Raw genomic sequence first — 16,238 nt, 5'->3', positions numbered from 1 at the left:
TCACGGGCCGAGCGTCAGCAACGTCTCCTCGGTCATGTCGCGGATGGCGTACGCCGGCCCTTCGTGGCCGAAGCCGCTGGCCTTGACGCCGCCGAACGGCATGAGGTCGACGCGGGCGCTGGAGGTCTCGTTGACGTGCACGGTGCCGACCCGCAGCCGGCCGGCGACGTGCAGCGCCCGCCCGATGTCGGACGTGAACAGGCCGGCCGCGAGGCCGTACGGGGTGTCGTTGGCCTCGTCGATCGCCTTGTCGACGTCGGCGAACGGCCGGATCGACACCACCGGCCCGAAGATCTCGCGGCACATGACGTTCATGTCCGGCGCGACGCCGGTGAGCACGGTCGGCTGGACGACGGCGCCGCTGCGGGTGCCGCCGGTCACGACCTCGGCGCCGTCGCCGGCCGCGGCCGTCACCCAGCTCTCGACCCGTTCCGCCGCCTGCTCGTCGATGAGCGGGCCGATGAACGTGCCCGGCTGCCGCGGGTCGCCGACCGGCCGCCCGTCCAGCGCGGCCAGCAGCGCCGCGGTGAAGTCGGCGGCGACGGCCTCGTGCACGTAGAGCCGCTGCACCGACGTGCAGACCTGGCCGGCCTTGCGGAAGGCGGCGTTGACGCACAGCTGCGCCGCCCGCGCGAGGTCGGCGTCCTCGCAGACGATGGTGCTGGCCAGGCTGCCCAGTTCGAGCTGGGCCCGGCGCACGCCGATGGTGCGCTGGATGTGCTCGCCGACCGCCGTGCTGCCGGTGAACGCGTAGTACGCCGGCACGTCGTCCTCGAGCAGCCACTGGCCCACGGTCGAGCCGTCGCCGTACAGCACGCTGATCAGGCCCGGCGGCAGCCCCGCGTCGAGCAGCACCCGCAGCAGCAGGTCGGCGGTGAGCGGCGTCGCCTCGGCCGGTTTCAGCACGACGCCGTTCCCGGCCGCCAGCGCCGGCGCGATCTTGTGCGCGACGGTGTTGAGCGGCGAGTTGAACGGGGTGATGGCGCACACGACGCCGACCGGGCGGCGCACCGTGAACGCGACCCGCGCGGGCCGGCCGGGGTCGGCGTCGATGGGCACCACCTCGCCGCGCAGCCGCTTGGCCTCCTCCCCCGACAACAGCAGGGTCTGCGCCGTGCGCTCGACCTCGCGCCGGGCGTCGACCGTGGTGAAGCCGGTGTCGGTGACGATCGACTCGACCAGCTCGCCGGCCCGTTCCAGCACCAGTTCGGCGGCGCGGGCGAGGATGCGGTAGCGGTCGTAGGGCGACAGCGACGGCCCGGCCTGCGCGGCCGCGACGGCCCGGACGGCCGCCGCGACCTGCTCGCGGCCGGGCGCGTGCACCTCGGCCACCGGCTCGCGCGTGTACGTGTCGCGGGCGACGGCGCTGTGGTCGCCGTCGGCCCAGTCGCCGCCGACGAACGGGCGCAGTTGCTTCATGCTTCTCCTCCGTGTCAGAACTGCGACGCGTACTGGGCCGGGTCGATGCGGGCCTCGACGACCAGCGGGCGGGTCAGCCCGGCGGCGCCCTCGAGAGCGCGGTCGAGCTGCGCCCTCGACTCCACCCGGACGCCGTCGCAGCCCATCGCCTCGGCCAGCCGGACGAGGTCGGTGTCCTCGATGCGGGTGGCGACGCTGGGGTAGCTGACCGCCATCTGCTTGAGCTCGATGCGGTTGAGGCTGCCGTCGACGAACACCACCACGACGATCGGCAGCCCCAGTGCCGCCGCCAGCCGCATCTCCGTCGCGACCATGGCGAAGCCGCCGTCGCCGACGAGCGCCGCCACCGGCCGGTCCGGGCGCAGCAGCTTCGCGGCGATGGCGGCCGGCACGCCGAAGCCCATCGCCGAGAGACCGTTGGTCATGAGCACGCTGCGCGGCCGGGTGGCCGGCCACCCCTGCCCCACCAGCAGCTTGTGCGATCCGACGTCGGAGGTGACGATCGCCGTGCCGGCCAGCCGCCCGGCCACGACGTCGACCACGTCGGTCGGGTTCAGCCGGCCGTCCACCCGCCCGTCGTAGTAGGCGTCGCGCAGCCGGGTCCGCTGCTCCTTGACCTCGCGCTCGGTCCACCGCGGCTCGCCGGTCCAGCCGTCGGCCAGCAGGTCCAGCCCGGCCGCGATGTCGCCGACCACCTCGGTGGCGGCGGCGTAGATCTGGTCGGTGTTCGGCGTGGTGTCGACGTGCAGCACCGGGGTGGTCAGCCGCCACGGCTTGATCAGCTCGACCGGGTCGAACCCGGCCGCCACGATCAGGTCGGCCGACCCGAGGAAGTCCCAGACCACCTGGTTGCAGGCCATGTCCAGCACGCCGGCGAACATCGGCGAGTCCTCCGGCACGACGCCCTTGGCCATCGGCGCCACGACCACCGGCATCCCGGCGGTCTCGGCCAGCCGGAGCAGCTGCTCCGTGGCCTCGCAGCGCGCGGCGCCGATGCCGGCCAGCAGCACCGGGCGCCGCGCAGCGGCGAGCACCCGGGCCGGGTCCGGACCGCTCACCCCGGCTCCCCCGCGGGCCGGGCCGAACGGCGGCACCGCCACCTCGGCGTCGCGCGCGGTGGCCTTGAACGTGTCCGAGCCGACGGTCAGGTGCACGGCGCCGGGCCGCTCGGCGGTCGCCGTGCGCAGCGCCTTGCGCATGACGGTGGCCACGGCGCCGGCGTCCATGCGACCGGCCCACTTGGTGACCGGCCCGAACAGCGCCTGGTGATCGACCACCTGGTGGGTGAAGAACGGCTCCCGGGCCGACTCGATCTGGCCCGACACCGCGAGCATCGGCACGCGGTCCAGGGTGGCCGCCGCGACGCCGTTGACCAGCGCGGTGGAGCCCGGGCCCAGCGTCGACAGGCAGACGCCGGGCCGGCCCGTGACCATGCCGTACGCCTCGGCCATGAACCCCGCGGTGCCCTCGCGCCGCGCCAGCACGACGTCGATGCCGCGCACCCGCGAGCGCTCCATGAACTCGATGATCGGATCACCGGGATAGGCGAAGATCGCCTCGGTGCCGGCCTCGGCGAGGTAGGCCGCCATCACGTCCGCGGTGCTCGCCGCCTCGGTCGTCATCGGTCAGGCCGCCAGTTCGCGCAGCCGCGGCAGCACGTTCTCGCCGATGAGCTTGATGGTGCCGACCGGGTCGTTGCTGGCCACCTGGATCGACACCCACTCCGCGTCGATCTGCTCGACCAGCGGCCGGTACGCCTCGACCAGCGCGTCGGCGTCGGGGACGACCGTGTAGCTGCCGAGCACCTCGCCGCGGTCCATCGCGTCGGCCCGCTCGCGCAGCACGGCCGGGTCGGCCACCTCCAGCCGGCCGGGCGCCCGCAAGCCGCGCATCGGGCCGAGCGCGCGCCAGGCCTCGTCGTCGTCGCCGGCGAGGACGGTCCACCGGGTCGCGAGGATCCGCGGGTTGGCGTTGCCGCGTTCGGCGGCCGCGGCCCGGAACGGCTCGATGACCTTGGTGATGGTGTCCTGCGGGTTCTTGACGCTGGTGATGAGGCCGTCGGCGTGGGCGCCGGCGAACGCGGCCGACTTCGGCCCACCGGCCGCGAGCAGCGTCGGCACCGGGGACGTCGGCGGGCTGTAGAGCTTGGCGGTGGTGGTCGTGTAGTAGTCGCCGGCGAAGTCCAGCTTCTCGCCGCCGTGCAACCGCCGGATGATCTCCAGCGCCTCGCGCATCCGGCCCATCCGCTCGCCGTAGCCGGGGAACTCCCAGCCCAGCGGCGTCTCGTTGATGGCCTCACCGCTGCCGACGCCCAGCAGCAGGCGTCCGCCGGAGAGCCGCTGCACGGTGGCCGAGGCCTGCGCGACCACCCCCGGGTGGTAGTGGAACAGCGGGCAGGTGACGGACGTGCCGAGCTCGACCCGCTCGGTGCGGGCCGCCACCGTGCCCAGCCAGCTCCACACGAACCCCGCGGCCGACGTGTCGTCGACCCACGGGTGGAAGTGGTCCGATCCCAGGACGGTGTCGAACCCGGCCTGCTCGGCCAGGACGGCCTGCTCGACCAGTTCCTCCGGCTGGTAGGACTCGTGACTGCACAACCAGGCGAACTTGACCATGCGCTGCTCCTCTCAGGCCCGGCCGACGACGATGGCCGACGGGCCCTGGTCGGCCGTGCGAGCCACGACGGACAGGAACTCCGGCCGGTTGGTGACGATCTTGGCCAGGCGGGTCGTGTAGTCGACGCCGACCGCCCAGCGGTACTCGCCGACGCCGTAGCCGATGAGGATCTCGCTGCCACGCGGGCGCATCACGAGCGTGCCCGGGTAGATCGACGTGACCGGGTTCTCCAGGTCGGCGACCTCGCGCAGCGGGCCCTCGCCCGGGTGCAGCACGCCGACGTCGCCGGACCACTTGGCCGAGATCAGCTTGCGCTCGATCGGCTCGGCCAGCATCTCCCACAGGGCGGCGGTGGCCTTCGGCGCATTGGCCTCCAGCAGCAGCGCCTCGGCGGTCACGCCGCCGGACTCCAGCCTGATCCGCTTCTGCGTCATCGTCACTCCCCCTGCTCGATCAGCACGTCCAGCGCTCCACGGTCGCGGGTGTCCTGGAGCTTGCCCGCGAGCCCGGCGGCGTTCTCGACGACGTCGCCCAGGTAGGTCACCCAGTGGGTGCCGGTGTTGCTGCGCGCCTGGCCCTGGCCGTAGGCGAACACCAGGTAACCGCGGACGGGGTCGTAGGCGACCATGCCCGGGTAGTACATGGAGACCTGGCCCTCGATGCCGGCCGTCTCGTCGCGCAGCGCGGCGTCGTGCACGACGGCGCAGTTGCCGCTGCGGCTGGCGTGCACGACCCGGGCCCGCAGGGGCAGCGTCGCCAGGACCGCGGCGACGCCGTTCGGCGCGGCGGCGTCCTTCAGCTCGGCCACGGCGGTGACGCCGTCGACCGTGATGCGCAGCTTCGTCACGACGCGTCCTCCGCTCGGGTGATCGACACCTCGGTGGAACCGCCCTGCCAGGTGGCGCCGAAGGCGGCCAGCAGGTCGGCGCCGTCGCCGTCCAGCTCGGCGACCGGCGTGGCGTAGGTGCGGCCCACCGGGCCGCGCGACTCGGCGACGCCGTACGACATGAACAGCTCGGCGACGCCACGCGGGTTCGGCCGCACCACGATGGTGCCCGGGTAGATCGACGTCACCGGCAGCTCGATGTCGTCGAGGGCGGCGATCGGCTGGTTCGGCGTCTTCACCCACACCGCCGACCCGGCCCACCGGGCGTGCGTGATGGTGCCCTCGATCGGCAGCGACTCCCAGAAGGCGTCGGCCGTCTTCGGCGCGTCCTCGAGCAGGGTGTAGCGCGCCGCGGCGTCGCCCACCCGGACTTCGATCCTCTTCATTCCCATCCCATCGGTCGTCTCGATGCGTGTGTGCCGGAGGCGTTACGCGAACTGCGCGATGACCTCCTTCCCGAGCAGCTGGATCTGCTCGAGCACCTGCTCGGGGGTGTTCCCACTCGGGATCAGCCCGACGTGGCGCATGCCGGCCCGCTCGTACTCGCGCAGCCGTGCGGCGACGTCGTCCGGCGACCCGACGATGTACGACGTCTCGGCGGACCGGCCACGGGCCGCGCCCAGACCCCGGGCCAGGGAGTTCTCCCACCGCTCCTGCGCCTGTGCGCGGGTCGGCGCGACGAGCACGTCGAACTGCAGGCTGACCTCGATCTCGGCCGGGTCGCGGTCGACCTGCGCGCACGCGGCGTGCAGCGCCTGGATCCGCTCGGTCAGCTGCTCCGGCGTGATGTGCATGTGGATCCAGCCGGCGCCCCACCGGGCGGTGCGGCGCAGCATCTCGTCGCCGGCGCCGGTCATGTACAGCGGGAACGGGCGCTGCACCGGCTTCGGGAAGACCTCCGCGCCCTGCACGCTGAAGTACTCGCCGTCGTGGTCGACGACCTGCTCGGTGAGCAGCTTCTCCAGCAGCTCCAGCGACTCCTCCAGCCAGCGCCCGCGGTTGATCGACGAGCTGAACCGGCCGCGCAGGCGGTCGAGCTCGGTGCGCTTCCCGCCGAGCCCGAGACCGAGCGCGTACCGCCCGCCGGACAGCACGTCGAGCGTGGCCACCTGCTTGGCCAGCAGGATCGGGTCGCGCAACGGCACCGTGACGGCCGACGTGACGAACCGGATCCGCTCGGTGCGAGCGGCCAGGAACGCCAGCGTCGTCTGGGCCTCGAAGAAGTTCGGCGTCGCGCGGGCCCGGCCCGACAACGCCTCGTCGAAGGTGGACTGCAGGTCGTTGGCCCAGAGCGAGTCGAACCCGCTCGCCTCGGCGGTCACCGCGATGTCGGTGAGCACCTCGGGCGTCGTGAACCCGGGCGGATAGACCTTCCCTTCGCGACAGTTCGGTATGGCTGCTCCGAAACGCATGCGCTCGAACCTCCGTGTCTACGATTGCATCCCAACGTATACCGTCGCGCGCAACGACGTCCAGACCCGCCGGGCGCGCGCCATGCGGCCTAGCTCAGATCGGTCTCCCAGAGCTTCAGCCGGATGTCCCGGGCAGCGGTGAAGTGCTGCCCCGCCAGCTCGGCGGCGAGCTCGCCGTTGCGTGCCTCGATGGCGTCGACCAGCTGCTCGTGCTCGCGATTGGAGGTCTCCCACCGGCCCGGATAGGCCAGCGTCGTCGCCGGGTACCGGCCCAGGTGCATGCTCAGCCGCCCGAGGAGGTCGATGAGCGAGCCGTTGTGGCTGGCCCGCCAGACCAGCCGGTGGAAGTCGGCGTTGACGGCCGCCTTGGTGGTGGCGTCGGCGTCGGCGAGCGTGGCCATGCGCGGGATCATCCGGCGCATCAGCAGGAGGTCGTTCTGGTTGCGGCGGTCGGCGGCGAACCGGGCCGCCGTGGCCTCCAGCACGATGCGGGTCTCGTAGATGTCGAGGATCTCCTCGGGGCTGCTCTCCCGCACCACCAGGCCGCGGTCGCCGCGGCGGATCAGGCCGTCCTGCTCCAGGCGGGTCAGCGCCTCGCGCACCGGCGTTCGGCTGACCTGGCACCATTCGGCCAGCGTGGCCTCGACCAGTGGCTGTCCCGGCTCCAGTTCGCCGGACAGGATGGCCTGCCTGATCTTCTCGTACGGGTTCGGCCGGCGGTCCGGCGGCGGGAATCGTCGCTGATCGTCGCTGGGGACCGTGACCATCGGAGTGCCTTTCTCAGGATGAGCATTCGAGAGTAGCCGATCTTGCCTGATCGTCACGGCTCCAGCGCGCTCCAGGTGAGGTCGCCGGAGAGCGCCCCGGACAGGAACTCGTCGATGCCGCCGAAGCTCGAGCGGATGGCGTCGGGCTGATCGGCCTGCAGCAGCGTGAGCGCCGGCAGGTCCGCGGCGATGATCTCCTGGGCCTGGCCGTAGATCTCGGCCCGGGCCGCCTGGTCCTGGGTGCGGGCGGCCTCGGCGAAGAGCGCGTCGAGCTCCTCGTTGCAGTAGCCGGTCGGGTTGTTGAACGCCAGCTTGTCCGGGTTGCACTTGTAGACCCTCCCGATGCCGAACTCCGGGTCCGGGCGTGTGTCGAGCGAGAGCAGGTTGGTGCCGAAGTCCTGCTGGACGAAGAGCGCGTCGCTGTTCACCGTCGCCTCGTCCTGGGTGGGCTCGGTCTCCACCCCGATGGCCCGCCAGTTGTCCGCGATGATCGCGGCCAGCGCCTGCGTGTACGGCTGGGTCGCCACATAGCGGAGCCTGACGCTGAACCGGGTGCCGTCGCCCTGTTCGGGGTAGCCCGCCTGGTCCAGCAGCGCGGCGGCCGCGTCGGGGTCGTAGCCGTAGGCGTCGAGGTAGTCGATCCCGGTGTCGGTCGCCCAGAGCCCGGTCGGGAACGACCCCGCCGCCGGCTCGGTGAACTCCGGGTCGGCCGACTTCGACATCAGCTCGCGGTCCAGCGCCATGAACAGCGCCTTGCGCACCTCCGGGTCGTTCAGCGGCTCCTCGTTCTGGTTGAGCCACATCGTCATGAACGTCGCCGACACCCGGCCGTTCTGCAGCGTGATCTCGTCGTTGCCCTCGAGGGCCTTGACGATGGTGTCGTCGACGTCGAACTTGTTGATGTAGTCGATCTCGCCGTTCACCAGGGCGTTGGCGCGCGAGTTGCTGTCCGGGATCACCTTGTACACCAGCCGGTCGACGGCCGGTGCGCCGTCCCAGTAGTCCGGGTTGGCGGTCAGCGTGATGGTGTCGCCGCTCCAGCTGTCGAAGACGAAGGGACCGGTGCCCACCGGGGCGCGGTTGTTCGGGTTGGTCAGCAGGTCGGTGCCGGCGTAGATGTGCTCGGGCTGGATGCTGAAGTCCTGTGGGCCCAGCGCCAGCAGCAGCGGCGCCAGCGGCTGCTTCAGCGTGACGACGACGGTCGCCTCGTCGGGTGCCGCGACGGAGGAGATGGTGCTGGTCAGCACCGCGCCGGTCGGCGACAGCGGCAGCACCTCCTGGAAGCTGAAGAGGACGTCGGCCGAGCTGAACGGCTCGCCGTCGTGCCAGGTGACGCCCTGGCGGAGGTGGAAGGTGTACGTCAGGCCGTCGTCGGAGATGTCCCAGCTCTCCGCCAGCGCCGGCACGACGTCCTTGTCCTTCGTCGTGCGCACCAGGCCCTCGCCGACGGCCAGGCCGACGGTGGCCGTGAGCGCGTCGGAGGTGAAGCTGCGCACCAGCATCTCCGGCTGGCTGGCCAGCCCGGTGACGAACGTGGTCTCACCGCCGCCACCACCGGTGGCGTCGGTGTCGGAGCCGCCGCAGGAGGCCAGCAGCAGCGCCGCGGCCGCGATGGCCGGCACGATGCCGGCCCGCCGCGCGAACGTGATGGTCATGATCTGTCGCTTTCTGCCGCACCGACGGTGCGGCGGTCATGGGCCGGCGGCGGGACCGCAGGCTCGGACAGCAGATGACACGCCGCCAGTCCGTGGTGCGGGACGGGCAGCAACGGGGGATCGACCCGCGCGCAGACGTCCATGGCGGACGGGCAGCGCGGGTGGAACCGGCAGCCGCTCGGCGGAGCGAGCGCCGACGGCGGGTCGCCGGAGAGCGTGCGACGGGACGGCGTGGAGCCGCCCCGCCTGATCCGCGGCGTGGCGGCCAGCAGGGCCTGGGTGTACGGATGCCGGGGCGACTGGAAGACCCGCTCCGTCGGCCCCTGCTCGACGATGCGGCCGAGGTACATGACCGCGACGTCCTGGGCGGTCGACGCGACCACCGACAGGTCGTGGGTGATCAGCAGGACGCTGATGCCGCGTTCGGCCCGGATGTCGGCGAGCAGGTTGAGGATCTGCCCGCGGATGGACACGTCCAGCGCGGAGACCGGCTCGTCGGCGATGATCACGTCGGGCTCGACCGCCAGCGCGCGGGCGATGCCGACCCGCTGGAGCTGCCCTCCGCTGAGCTCGTGCGGGCGCCGGGCCAGGAACTGGCGCCCCGGCTGCAGGCCCACCTGGTCGAGCAGCCGGGCCACGTCGTCCTGCGCCGACGCGCGTGACGTGCGGCCGTACAGCGCCATCGCGCTGTGCAGCGTCTCGAAGACGGTCTTGCGGGGGTTGAGCGCCGAGCCGGGGTCCTGGAAGACCGCCTGCACCTTCGGCCGGAACGCGCGCCGGTAGTCGCGGCGGCTCAGCTGGTCGATCGGCCGGCCGTGCAGCGCCACCGTGCCGCTGTCGGGTTGCAGCAGGCCGAGCGCCATCCGCGCGGTCGTGCTCTTGCCGCACCCGCTCTCCCCCACCAGCCCGAGCATCCGGGCACGGTGCAGCTGCAGGTCGACACCGTCGACGGCGAGGGCCTGGCCGGGCCCGCGGGACAGGATGCCGCGGCGGACGCCGTAGCGCTTGCTCACGCCGGACAGGCTGAGCACGGGTTCGTCGGTCACGACGCCTCCCCGGCGGTCTCGGCGGCCAGCCAGCAGCGGGCGGTCCGGTCGTCGCCCAGGCGCACGACCGGCGGGTCGTCGGCGCACCGGTCGTGGGCGGCGGGGCAGCGCGACCGGAACCGGCAGCCCGTCGTGATGCTGCCCGGCGGCGGGACCACGCCGGGGATGGTGCGCACCCGCTGCTCGACCGGGTCGTCGACGTCGAGGACGCATGCGAGCAGCCCCTGCGTGTAGGGGTGGCCGGGGGCGGCGAAGACGGCGTCGACCGGACCCGACTCCACGATCTGCCCGGCGTACATGACGTACACGAACTCGCAGGTCTCCGAGACCACGCCGAGGTCGTGCGTCACCACCAGCAGCGCCATGCCGCGCTCGCGCACCACGTCGGTGATGGTGTCGAGGATCTGCGCCTGGACGGTGACGTCGAGCGCCGTCGTGGGCTCGTCGGCCACCAGCAGCTCGGGGTCGCCGGCCAGGGCGATCGCGATCAGCACGCGCTGGCGCATGCCGCCGCTGAGCTCGTGCGGGTAGCGCCGGCGGAACGCGCGCGAGCTGTCCAGCCCGACCGAGCGGAACAGCGCCGTCACCTGGGCTTCTCGCCCGCGCCGGTCCTTGCCGGCGAGCACCTCCTCGACCTGCGCGCCGACCGTCATCGTGGGGTTCAGCCGGGCCAGCGCGTCCTGGAAGACCATCGCGATGCGCCGGCCGCGGTAGTCGCGCAACCGGCGGTCGTCCAGTTGCGCGAGGTCCACCCCGTCGTAGCTCGCCTCGCCGCTGACGCCGTCCAGCACCGACGGCGGGATGAACCGCAGGATGCCGCGCAGCGTCATCGACTTGCCGCAGCCGCTCTCACCCACCAGTGCGACGCGCTGGGACGGCCGCACGTCGATGCTCACCTCGTCGACCGGCCGGATCACCCCGGCCGGCGTCTTCAGCGCGACCGAGAAGTCGCGGACCGCAAGTCCCGTGCTCATCGCCGGCTCCGTCTCGTCGAAGGGTCAGAGGTGGCTGCTCGTCGGCCGCAGCGCGCGGTTCAGCCCGTCACCGACGAAGTTGGCGGCGAGCACGACGAGGAAGATCACGACACCGGCCGGAACGCTCATCCACCACGCGGAGAGGTCGCGCTGGGCCTGCTGGAGGATGTCGCCCCAGCTGAGGTTGCTCGGGTCGCCGAGGCCGAGGAACGCCAGCCCGGCCTGCAGCAGGATCGCGCTGCCCAGGTCGATGGTCGCCTGCACGATCAGCGGCGGCAGCGCGTTGGGCAGGACGTCGGACATGATGATCCGCCGGTTCGAATGGCCCACCGTCCGCGCGGCGGCCACCATGTCCGTCGTCATGATCCGCAGGACCTCGCCGCGCACCAGCCTGGCCATCTGCGGCCACAGCGCCATCACCAGGGCGGCGCAGATGTAGGCGAGGTTCGCGCCGAGCACGGCGACGATGATCAGTGCAAGCGCGAAGCTCGGGATCACCTGGAAGACCTCGGCGACGCGCATCAGGACGGCGTCGACCCGGCCGCCGTAGAAGCCGGCGACGGCGCCGACCAGCGAGCCGATCACCAGCGTGCCCAGCCCGGTCACCAGCGCGACGATCAGCGAGACGCGGCCGCCGTGGATGATCTGGGACAGGATGTCGCGGCCGACGGTGTCGGTGCCCAGCAGGTGCTCGCCGCTGGGCGGCTGGAGCAGCGACTGCGAGACCGCCTGCGGGTCGTAGGGCGCGATCCAGTCCGCGCCGATGGCGACCAGCGCGACGGCGGCCAGGACCACCAGTCCGGCGACGGCCGGCGGGTGACCGAGGAAGCGTCGCAGCGCCTGGCGTCCGCCCGGAGCCGGCGGACGGCGCCGGCCCGTCCGCCACCGCCGTCCGGGAGGTGCCACGCCCGGCGGCGTGGCGGGCAGCAGTTCGACGTTCATGCGCGACCTCCCGCGCCGGCGCCGACCCGGATCCGCGGGTCGACGAGGCCGTAGACCAGATCGGTGATGAGGTTCACCACGACCACCGCGACCGCGATGAGCAGGACGATGCCGATGGTCACCGCGTTGTCGCGGTTGCGGATCGACTCGTAGAGCAGCTGGCCCATGCCCGGCCAGCCGAACACCGTCTCGACCAGCACCGACCCGGCCAGGACGAAGCCGAAGTTGTAGCCGATGACGGTCACCGCCGGCAGCAGCGAGTTGCGCACGACGTGCCGGCGGATGATCGTCGCCCGGCTGAAGCCCTTGGCCCGCGCGGTCTCCACGTACGGCAGCGTCAGGACGTCGTGCACGCTGGTCCGCACGATGCGCGCCACGACGCCGATCTCACGCATCGCCAGCACCAGGGCCGGCAGCAGCAGGTGCGTGAGCAGGTCCGGCAACCGGTCCAGGCCCTCGGCGGTCGACCGCGTCGAGTACATGCCCTGCGACGGCAGCACCGACAGCTTGATCGCGAAGACCAGCACCAGCATCTGGCCGAGCCAGAACATCGGGATCGAGAGCGAGCCGACGGCGACGCCGGTGACCAGGTGGTCGAGCGCGCGGGAGCGGGAGACACCGGCCCAGACGCCCACGGCCACGCCGACGATCGCGGCGAACGTCATCGCGGTGATGGTCAGGATGAGCGTGTTGCCGAGCCGGTCGGCGATGAGGTCGGCCACCGGGACCCGGCCGGCCAGCGACTCGCCGAGGTTGAGCGTGAAGATCTGCTGCAGGTACTCCCAGTACCGCACCAGCAGCGGCTGGTCCAGGCCGTAGGCCTCGGTGACCTGGGCGATGTACTCCGGCGTGGCCGGGTAGTCGCCGATGAGCGCCTGGATGGGGTCTCCGGGCGCGAGCTGGAGCAGGAAGAACATCAGCGTCACGACGCCGAAGAGCAGCGGGACCGCGTGCAGGAGCCGGCGTGCGGTGAAGCGGAGCATGAACACCTCGCTCTCGCCTGACGGTGGGGATCCCGGCCGGCGAGCGCGTCCTCGCTGCGCCGCTCCGTAGACCATTGCATACCGAAGTATGCGGCAGCGTACGGCTGCTTCGCTGACGCGTCAAGAGGTCTCTGCGACCCACCGCATCCGGCGTGCCGCCGCCTCGGCGAGCCACGGCTCGAGCCCGGCGGCCGACACCGTCCGCGCCACCTCGTCCAGCTCGGACGCCCGGCGGGCGCCGTGCTCGCGGACCCGGGCGTGCACGTAGGCCGACAGCGCGCCCCAGTCCGACGTGTCCGGCGTACCGTCCAGCGACCGCAGCACCTCGTCGGCGACCCCGTAGTGGCCGGCCGCCACGGCGCACTCCACCACGAGCGATTCCAGACCCTTGACGATCAGGCTGCGCAGCATCTTCACGGCCGCCGCCTGACCCGGCTCGGCGCCGATGACCCGCAGGTTCATTCCCAGGCCCGCACAACGGCGGAGCAGCTCGTCCGCCCCGCCGCCGCTGAGCAGCACCGGCACCCGGTGGCCGTGCGCGGGTACCGCCGCCATGACGGCGCCGTCGGCAAACCGGGCGCCGCTCGGCTCGACCACCGCGGCCACCCGCCGCTTGGTGTCCGGGCTGGCCGAGTTCCAGTCGGCGTAGACGTGCCCGGGCTGCAGCGCTCCGGCCAGCTCCTCCGCCACCGTCACGGCGGTCGAACCACTGGTGAGGCCGATGACGACGTCGCATCGCGCCGCCAGGTCCGCCGGCGTGCGCACCAGCGTGACGCCGCCCGCCGCGGCGCGCTCGCGCACCCTCGCGTCGTCGGCCCTGGCGTCGAACGCGTACACGTGCACCGCCGCGGCGGGCAGGCCGGCGGCGATCGCGCCGGCCGCCTCCCCCAGGCCGACGAACCCCATTCGGACGACGTCATGCGCGAGTTCCATGAGGCCCCTTCCGCCACACCCTGGACGTGGCGGACACCATCGCATACCGAGGTACACAAGGGAAGGCGTTCAGGCGGCGCGCCCGGCGCGCCGCCTGACTCGTCCGCGGTTCAGCAACAGCCGGAGTCGCAGCAGTCCACGGTCTGGTCGTCGCAGCAGTCCATCGTTGTCACCTCCCCTCGCGCGCTCGTTGACAGGTGGTCAGGCCGTCGCGCAGCAGGCGGCGCCGCGACGAGCGGACCGCGCGGCCCACGCGTCGCGCACCCGCGACACCGAGCGGCCCAGGGCGCTGCCGCGGCAGCACGTCGCCACCGCGACGAGCCGCCGGCGAGCGGCCTCGGCGAGCAGGTCGCGCCGGCGCTCGGCGGCCATCGTCTCGGGCAGGTACGGATCCATGACGCCTCCTTGTTTCGATGTTCATCTAATCATTGATTCGAAGAATATGGAAACAGCGGGTAGTCTGGAGCGACGATGACCACACCGACCATCACCCCCGCCGCACCGGCGAGCACCCGCGCGCTGCCGGTGCTCAACGACTGCTGCACCCCGAGCTCGGCCATGAGCGACGACGACGCGTCGCTGCTCGCGGGCGCGTTCAAGGCGCTGGCCGACCCCGCACGGGTGAAGATCCTGTCGATGCTGCTCAACGCCGACGAGGTGTGCGCCTGCGACTTCTCGGCCAGCATCGGCAAGACGGCCGCCACGACCAGCCACCACCTGAAACTGCTGCGCGACGCCGGGCTGATCACCGGCGACCGCCGCGGCACCTGGGTCTACTACCGCGTCATCCCCGAGCGTCTGACCGCCATCCGCGACGCCCTGGCGCTGGGTCGGTGACGCGCACCGATCAGGTTGTCGCGCCGCGTCCGTCAGTACGTGTGAGATCGACTCACAGGAGGCTGACGCCATGCGGAAACTGACCTTTGCCATGAACGTGACCCTGGACGGCTACGTCGCCGCGCCCGGCGACGACCTGGGCTGGAGCGGGGGTGAGGGTGAGGGACCGGACTCGTCGGCGAGCGACGAGCTGTTCCAGTGGTGGTCCGACCGGGTGGCGGCGACGAGCCTGGCGCTGTACGGGCGCAAGCTGTGGGAGGCGATGAGTCCCCACTGGCCGACCGCCGACCAGCAGCCCGGCGCCACACCGGCGGAGATCGAGTTCGCCCGCCGCTGGCGGGATATGCCGAAGGTGGTGTTCTCCTCGACCATCGACGAGGTCGCCTGGAACGCCCGCCTGGTCACCGGCGACGCGGTCACCGAGATCGCCCGGCTCAAGGCCGAGGACGGCGGCCCCATGGACATCGTCGGCGCCACGCTCGCCGGTGCGGCCATGCGGGCCGGGCTGATCGACGAGTACGCGATCGTCACCCATCCGGTCCTGGTCGGCGGCGGCACGCCGTTCTTCACCGCGCTGGACAGCTGGGTGAAGCTGACCCTGGTGGAGAACCGGACGTTCTCCGGCGGCGTGGTGCTGACCCGATACGAGACGAGGCGATGAGCACGGGCCTGGCGATCGGCTCGTGAAGCCAGGGACCTGCCCCGGGCGCGGTGACCGGTGTGGTCACAGTGTCGGCGGCAGGTCCAGCCAGGGCTTGTCGGCGGCGTCGAATCCGGTGAGCTCGGCGATCTTGCCGTCGGCGATGTGCAGGGCCGCGATGGCGAACAGCCGGTACTCCGGGTCGCCGGGGGTGCGCAGGTACAGCGCGGCGGCCGGCATGCGGTTGACCGTCGTGGCGATGCCGCGCCAGTCGTCGTGGCCCGGCCCGAAGAGCCCACCGGAGACCCAGCCGTCCACCGCGTCCTCGGCCGTCGTGGTCACGGTGCCCGGATCGGGCAGCATCGCGAAGCGCAGGTCGTCGCGCAGCAGGGACGTCAGCCCGTCGAGGTCGTTGCGCTCATGGGCGTCGATGTACGACTTCACCACGCCGCGCTCGTCGTTCGACAGCTCGGGGCTGCGCCAGTCGAGGCGGTCGGGCAGCTGCTCGCGCATCGTCACGCGCGCCCGCTGCAGTGCGCTGGTCACCGAGGCGACGGTCAGCTCGAGGGCGTCGGCCGCCTTCGACGCCGGCCAGCCGAGGACGTCGCGCAGGATGAACACCGCCCGCTGCCGCGGCGGCAGGTGCTGGACGGCGACGATGAACGCCAGCTCGATCGTCTCCCGCGCCACCACCGATTCCTGCGGGTCCTCGGGGAGCATCCGGTCGGGGTACGGCTGCAGGTACAGCACCTCGGAGCCGGAGTCCGGCAGCCCGGACGGCACGGGCGTGCGGTTGTTGCGCTTCTCCAGGAAGTCGAGGCAGGCGTTCGTCGCGATCCGGTACAGCCAGGTCCGCAGCGCCGCGTGGCCCTTGTACGAGTCGCGCTTGTTCCACGCCCGCAGGAACGTCTCCTGCGTCATGTCCTGGGCGTCCTCGTAGTTCGCGAGCATGCGGTAGCAGTGCACCTGCAGCTCACGCCGGTGGCGCTCCGTGATGAGCGCGAACCGCGCCGTATCGCCCGAGCGGACCACGTCGATGAACGTGGCCTCGTCAGCGCCCAGGGGTCGAGCGTCGGTCATGGTCGTCAATCCTTCCACCGGTGCGAGGGGGCTACCAGGAACTGACGA

18 protein-coding genes are annotated in these 16,238 nt (G+C 72.3%); 2 read left to right on the top strand and 16 right to left on the bottom strand.

From position 1 onward, the window contains the following. The 15 genes from BLV02_RS11545 to BLV02_RS11475 form a co-directional block, all read right to left on the bottom strand. Positions 1-1,419 (bottom strand): aldehyde dehydrogenase family protein, encoded by a 1,419-nt coding sequence (locus tag BLV02_RS11545; protein WP_069112713.1) that lies wholly within the window; start codon positions 1,417-1,419, stop codon positions 1-3. Positions 1,420-1,433: 14 nt separating this feature from the next. Further along, entirely contained in the window at positions 1,434-3,041 is a 1,608-nt protein-coding gene (locus BLV02_RS11540; protein ID WP_069112714.1) for a thiamine pyrophosphate-binding protein, read from the bottom strand. A gap of 3 nt (positions 3,042-3,044) precedes the next feature. After that, a complete protein-coding gene (locus BLV02_RS11535; RefSeq protein ID WP_069112715.1) occupies positions 3,045-4,034 on the bottom strand; it encodes a TIGR03557 family F420-dependent LLM class oxidoreductase in 990 nt (329 codons plus the stop codon). 12 nt (positions 4,035-4,046) lie between these two features. After that, on the bottom strand, positions 4,047-4,469 hold the full coding sequence (locus BLV02_RS11530) for a DUF3830 family protein (RefSeq protein ID WP_069112716.1): 423 nt from the start codon (positions 4,467-4,469) through the stop codon (positions 4,047-4,049). A gap of 2 nt (positions 4,470-4,471) precedes the next feature. Then, positions 4,472-4,882: a DUF3830 family protein gene (locus BLV02_RS36475; protein ID WP_069112717.1), complete on the bottom strand. Its 411-nt coding sequence runs from the start codon at positions 4,880-4,882 to the stop codon at positions 4,472-4,474. Then, entirely contained in the window at positions 4,879-5,307 is a 429-nt protein-coding gene (locus tag BLV02_RS11520) for a DUF3830 family protein (RefSeq protein ID WP_171906796.1), read from the bottom strand. Before BLV02_RS11520 ends, BLV02_RS36475 begins: the two co-directional genes overlap by 4 nt. A gap of 42 nt (positions 5,308-5,349) precedes the next feature. Continuing rightward, positions 5,350-6,333, bottom strand: a complete 984-nt coding sequence (locus BLV02_RS11515; protein WP_074946289.1) for an LLM class flavin-dependent oxidoreductase — start codon at positions 6,331-6,333, stop codon at positions 5,350-5,352. An 89-nt stretch (positions 6,334-6,422) separates the two neighbouring features. Then, on the bottom strand, positions 6,423-7,100 hold the full coding sequence (locus BLV02_RS11510) for a GntR family transcriptional regulator (protein WP_083288854.1): 678 nt from the start codon (positions 7,098-7,100) through the stop codon (positions 6,423-6,425). A gap of 53 nt (positions 7,101-7,153) precedes the next feature. After that, on the bottom strand, positions 7,154-8,755 hold the full coding sequence (locus tag BLV02_RS11505; protein WP_069112720.1) for an ABC transporter substrate-binding protein: 1,602 nt from the start codon (positions 8,753-8,755) through the stop codon (positions 7,154-7,156). Beyond that, positions 8,752-9,801 (bottom strand): ABC transporter ATP-binding protein, encoded by a 1,050-nt coding sequence (locus BLV02_RS11500; RefSeq protein ID WP_069112721.1) that lies wholly within the window; start codon positions 9,799-9,801, stop codon positions 8,752-8,754. The genes BLV02_RS11505 and BLV02_RS11500 overlap by 4 nt, the downstream gene beginning before the upstream one ends. Further along, the gene (locus tag BLV02_RS11495; protein ID WP_069112722.1) at positions 9,798-10,775 is read right to left on the bottom strand and encodes an ABC transporter ATP-binding protein; all 978 of its coding nucleotides are present in this window, start codon (positions 10,773-10,775) and stop codon (positions 9,798-9,800) included. Before BLV02_RS11495 ends, BLV02_RS11500 begins: the two co-directional genes overlap by 4 nt. A 24-nt stretch (positions 10,776-10,799) precedes the next feature. Beyond that, positions 10,800-11,717, bottom strand: a complete 918-nt coding sequence (locus tag BLV02_RS11490; protein ID WP_083288855.1) for an ABC transporter permease — start codon at positions 11,715-11,717, stop codon at positions 10,800-10,802. Continuing rightward, positions 11,714-12,700 carry an ABC transporter permease gene (locus BLV02_RS11485; protein ID WP_069112962.1) on the bottom strand — a complete coding sequence of 329 codons (987 nt, stop codon included), beginning with the start codon at positions 12,698-12,700 and terminating at the stop codon, positions 11,714-11,716. The genes BLV02_RS11490 and BLV02_RS11485 overlap by 4 nt, the downstream gene beginning before the upstream one ends. Positions 12,701-12,820: 120 nt before the next feature. Next, positions 12,821-13,633, bottom strand: coding sequence for an NAD(P)-dependent oxidoreductase (locus BLV02_RS11480; protein ID WP_171906797.1), 813 nt, complete (start codon positions 13,631-13,633; stop codon positions 12,821-12,823). A 201-nt stretch (positions 13,634-13,834) separates the two neighbouring features. Continuing rightward, positions 13,835-14,029: a hypothetical protein gene (locus tag BLV02_RS11475; protein ID WP_069112724.1), complete on the bottom strand. Its 195-nt coding sequence runs from the start codon at positions 14,027-14,029 to the stop codon at positions 13,835-13,837. A gap of 75 nt (positions 14,030-14,104) precedes the next feature. Here BLV02_RS11475 and BLV02_RS11470 point away from each other — a divergent pair, with 75 nt between their 5' ends. Together BLV02_RS11470 and BLV02_RS11465 are read left to right on the top strand one after the other, a co-directional pair. Continuing rightward, positions 14,105-14,470 carry an ArsR/SmtB family transcription factor gene (locus BLV02_RS11470; RefSeq protein ID WP_069112725.1) on the top strand — a complete coding sequence of 122 codons (366 nt, stop codon included), beginning with the start codon at positions 14,105-14,107 and terminating at the stop codon, positions 14,468-14,470. Positions 14,471-14,540: 70 nt separating this feature from the next. Continuing rightward, positions 14,541-15,131, top strand: coding sequence for a dihydrofolate reductase family protein (locus tag BLV02_RS11465; RefSeq protein ID WP_069112726.1), 591 nt, complete (start codon positions 14,541-14,543; stop codon positions 15,129-15,131). Positions 15,132-15,194: 63 nt separating this feature from the next. Here BLV02_RS11465 and BLV02_RS11460 read toward each other — a convergent pair whose 3' ends face one another. Then, complete coding sequence (locus BLV02_RS11460) at positions 15,195-16,190, bottom strand: RNA polymerase subunit sigma-70 (protein ID WP_069112727.1); 996 nt, start codon at positions 16,188-16,190, stop codon at positions 15,195-15,197. Between the last annotated feature and the right edge of the window lie 48 nt (positions 16,191-16,238).

Origin of the sequence: Jiangella alba (assembly GCF_900106035.1) — a bacterium.
GTDB lineage: Bacteria > Actinomycetota > Actinomycetes > Jiangellales > Jiangellaceae > Jiangella > Jiangella alba.
This window is presented reverse-complemented; position numbering and strand designations above follow the sequence as displayed.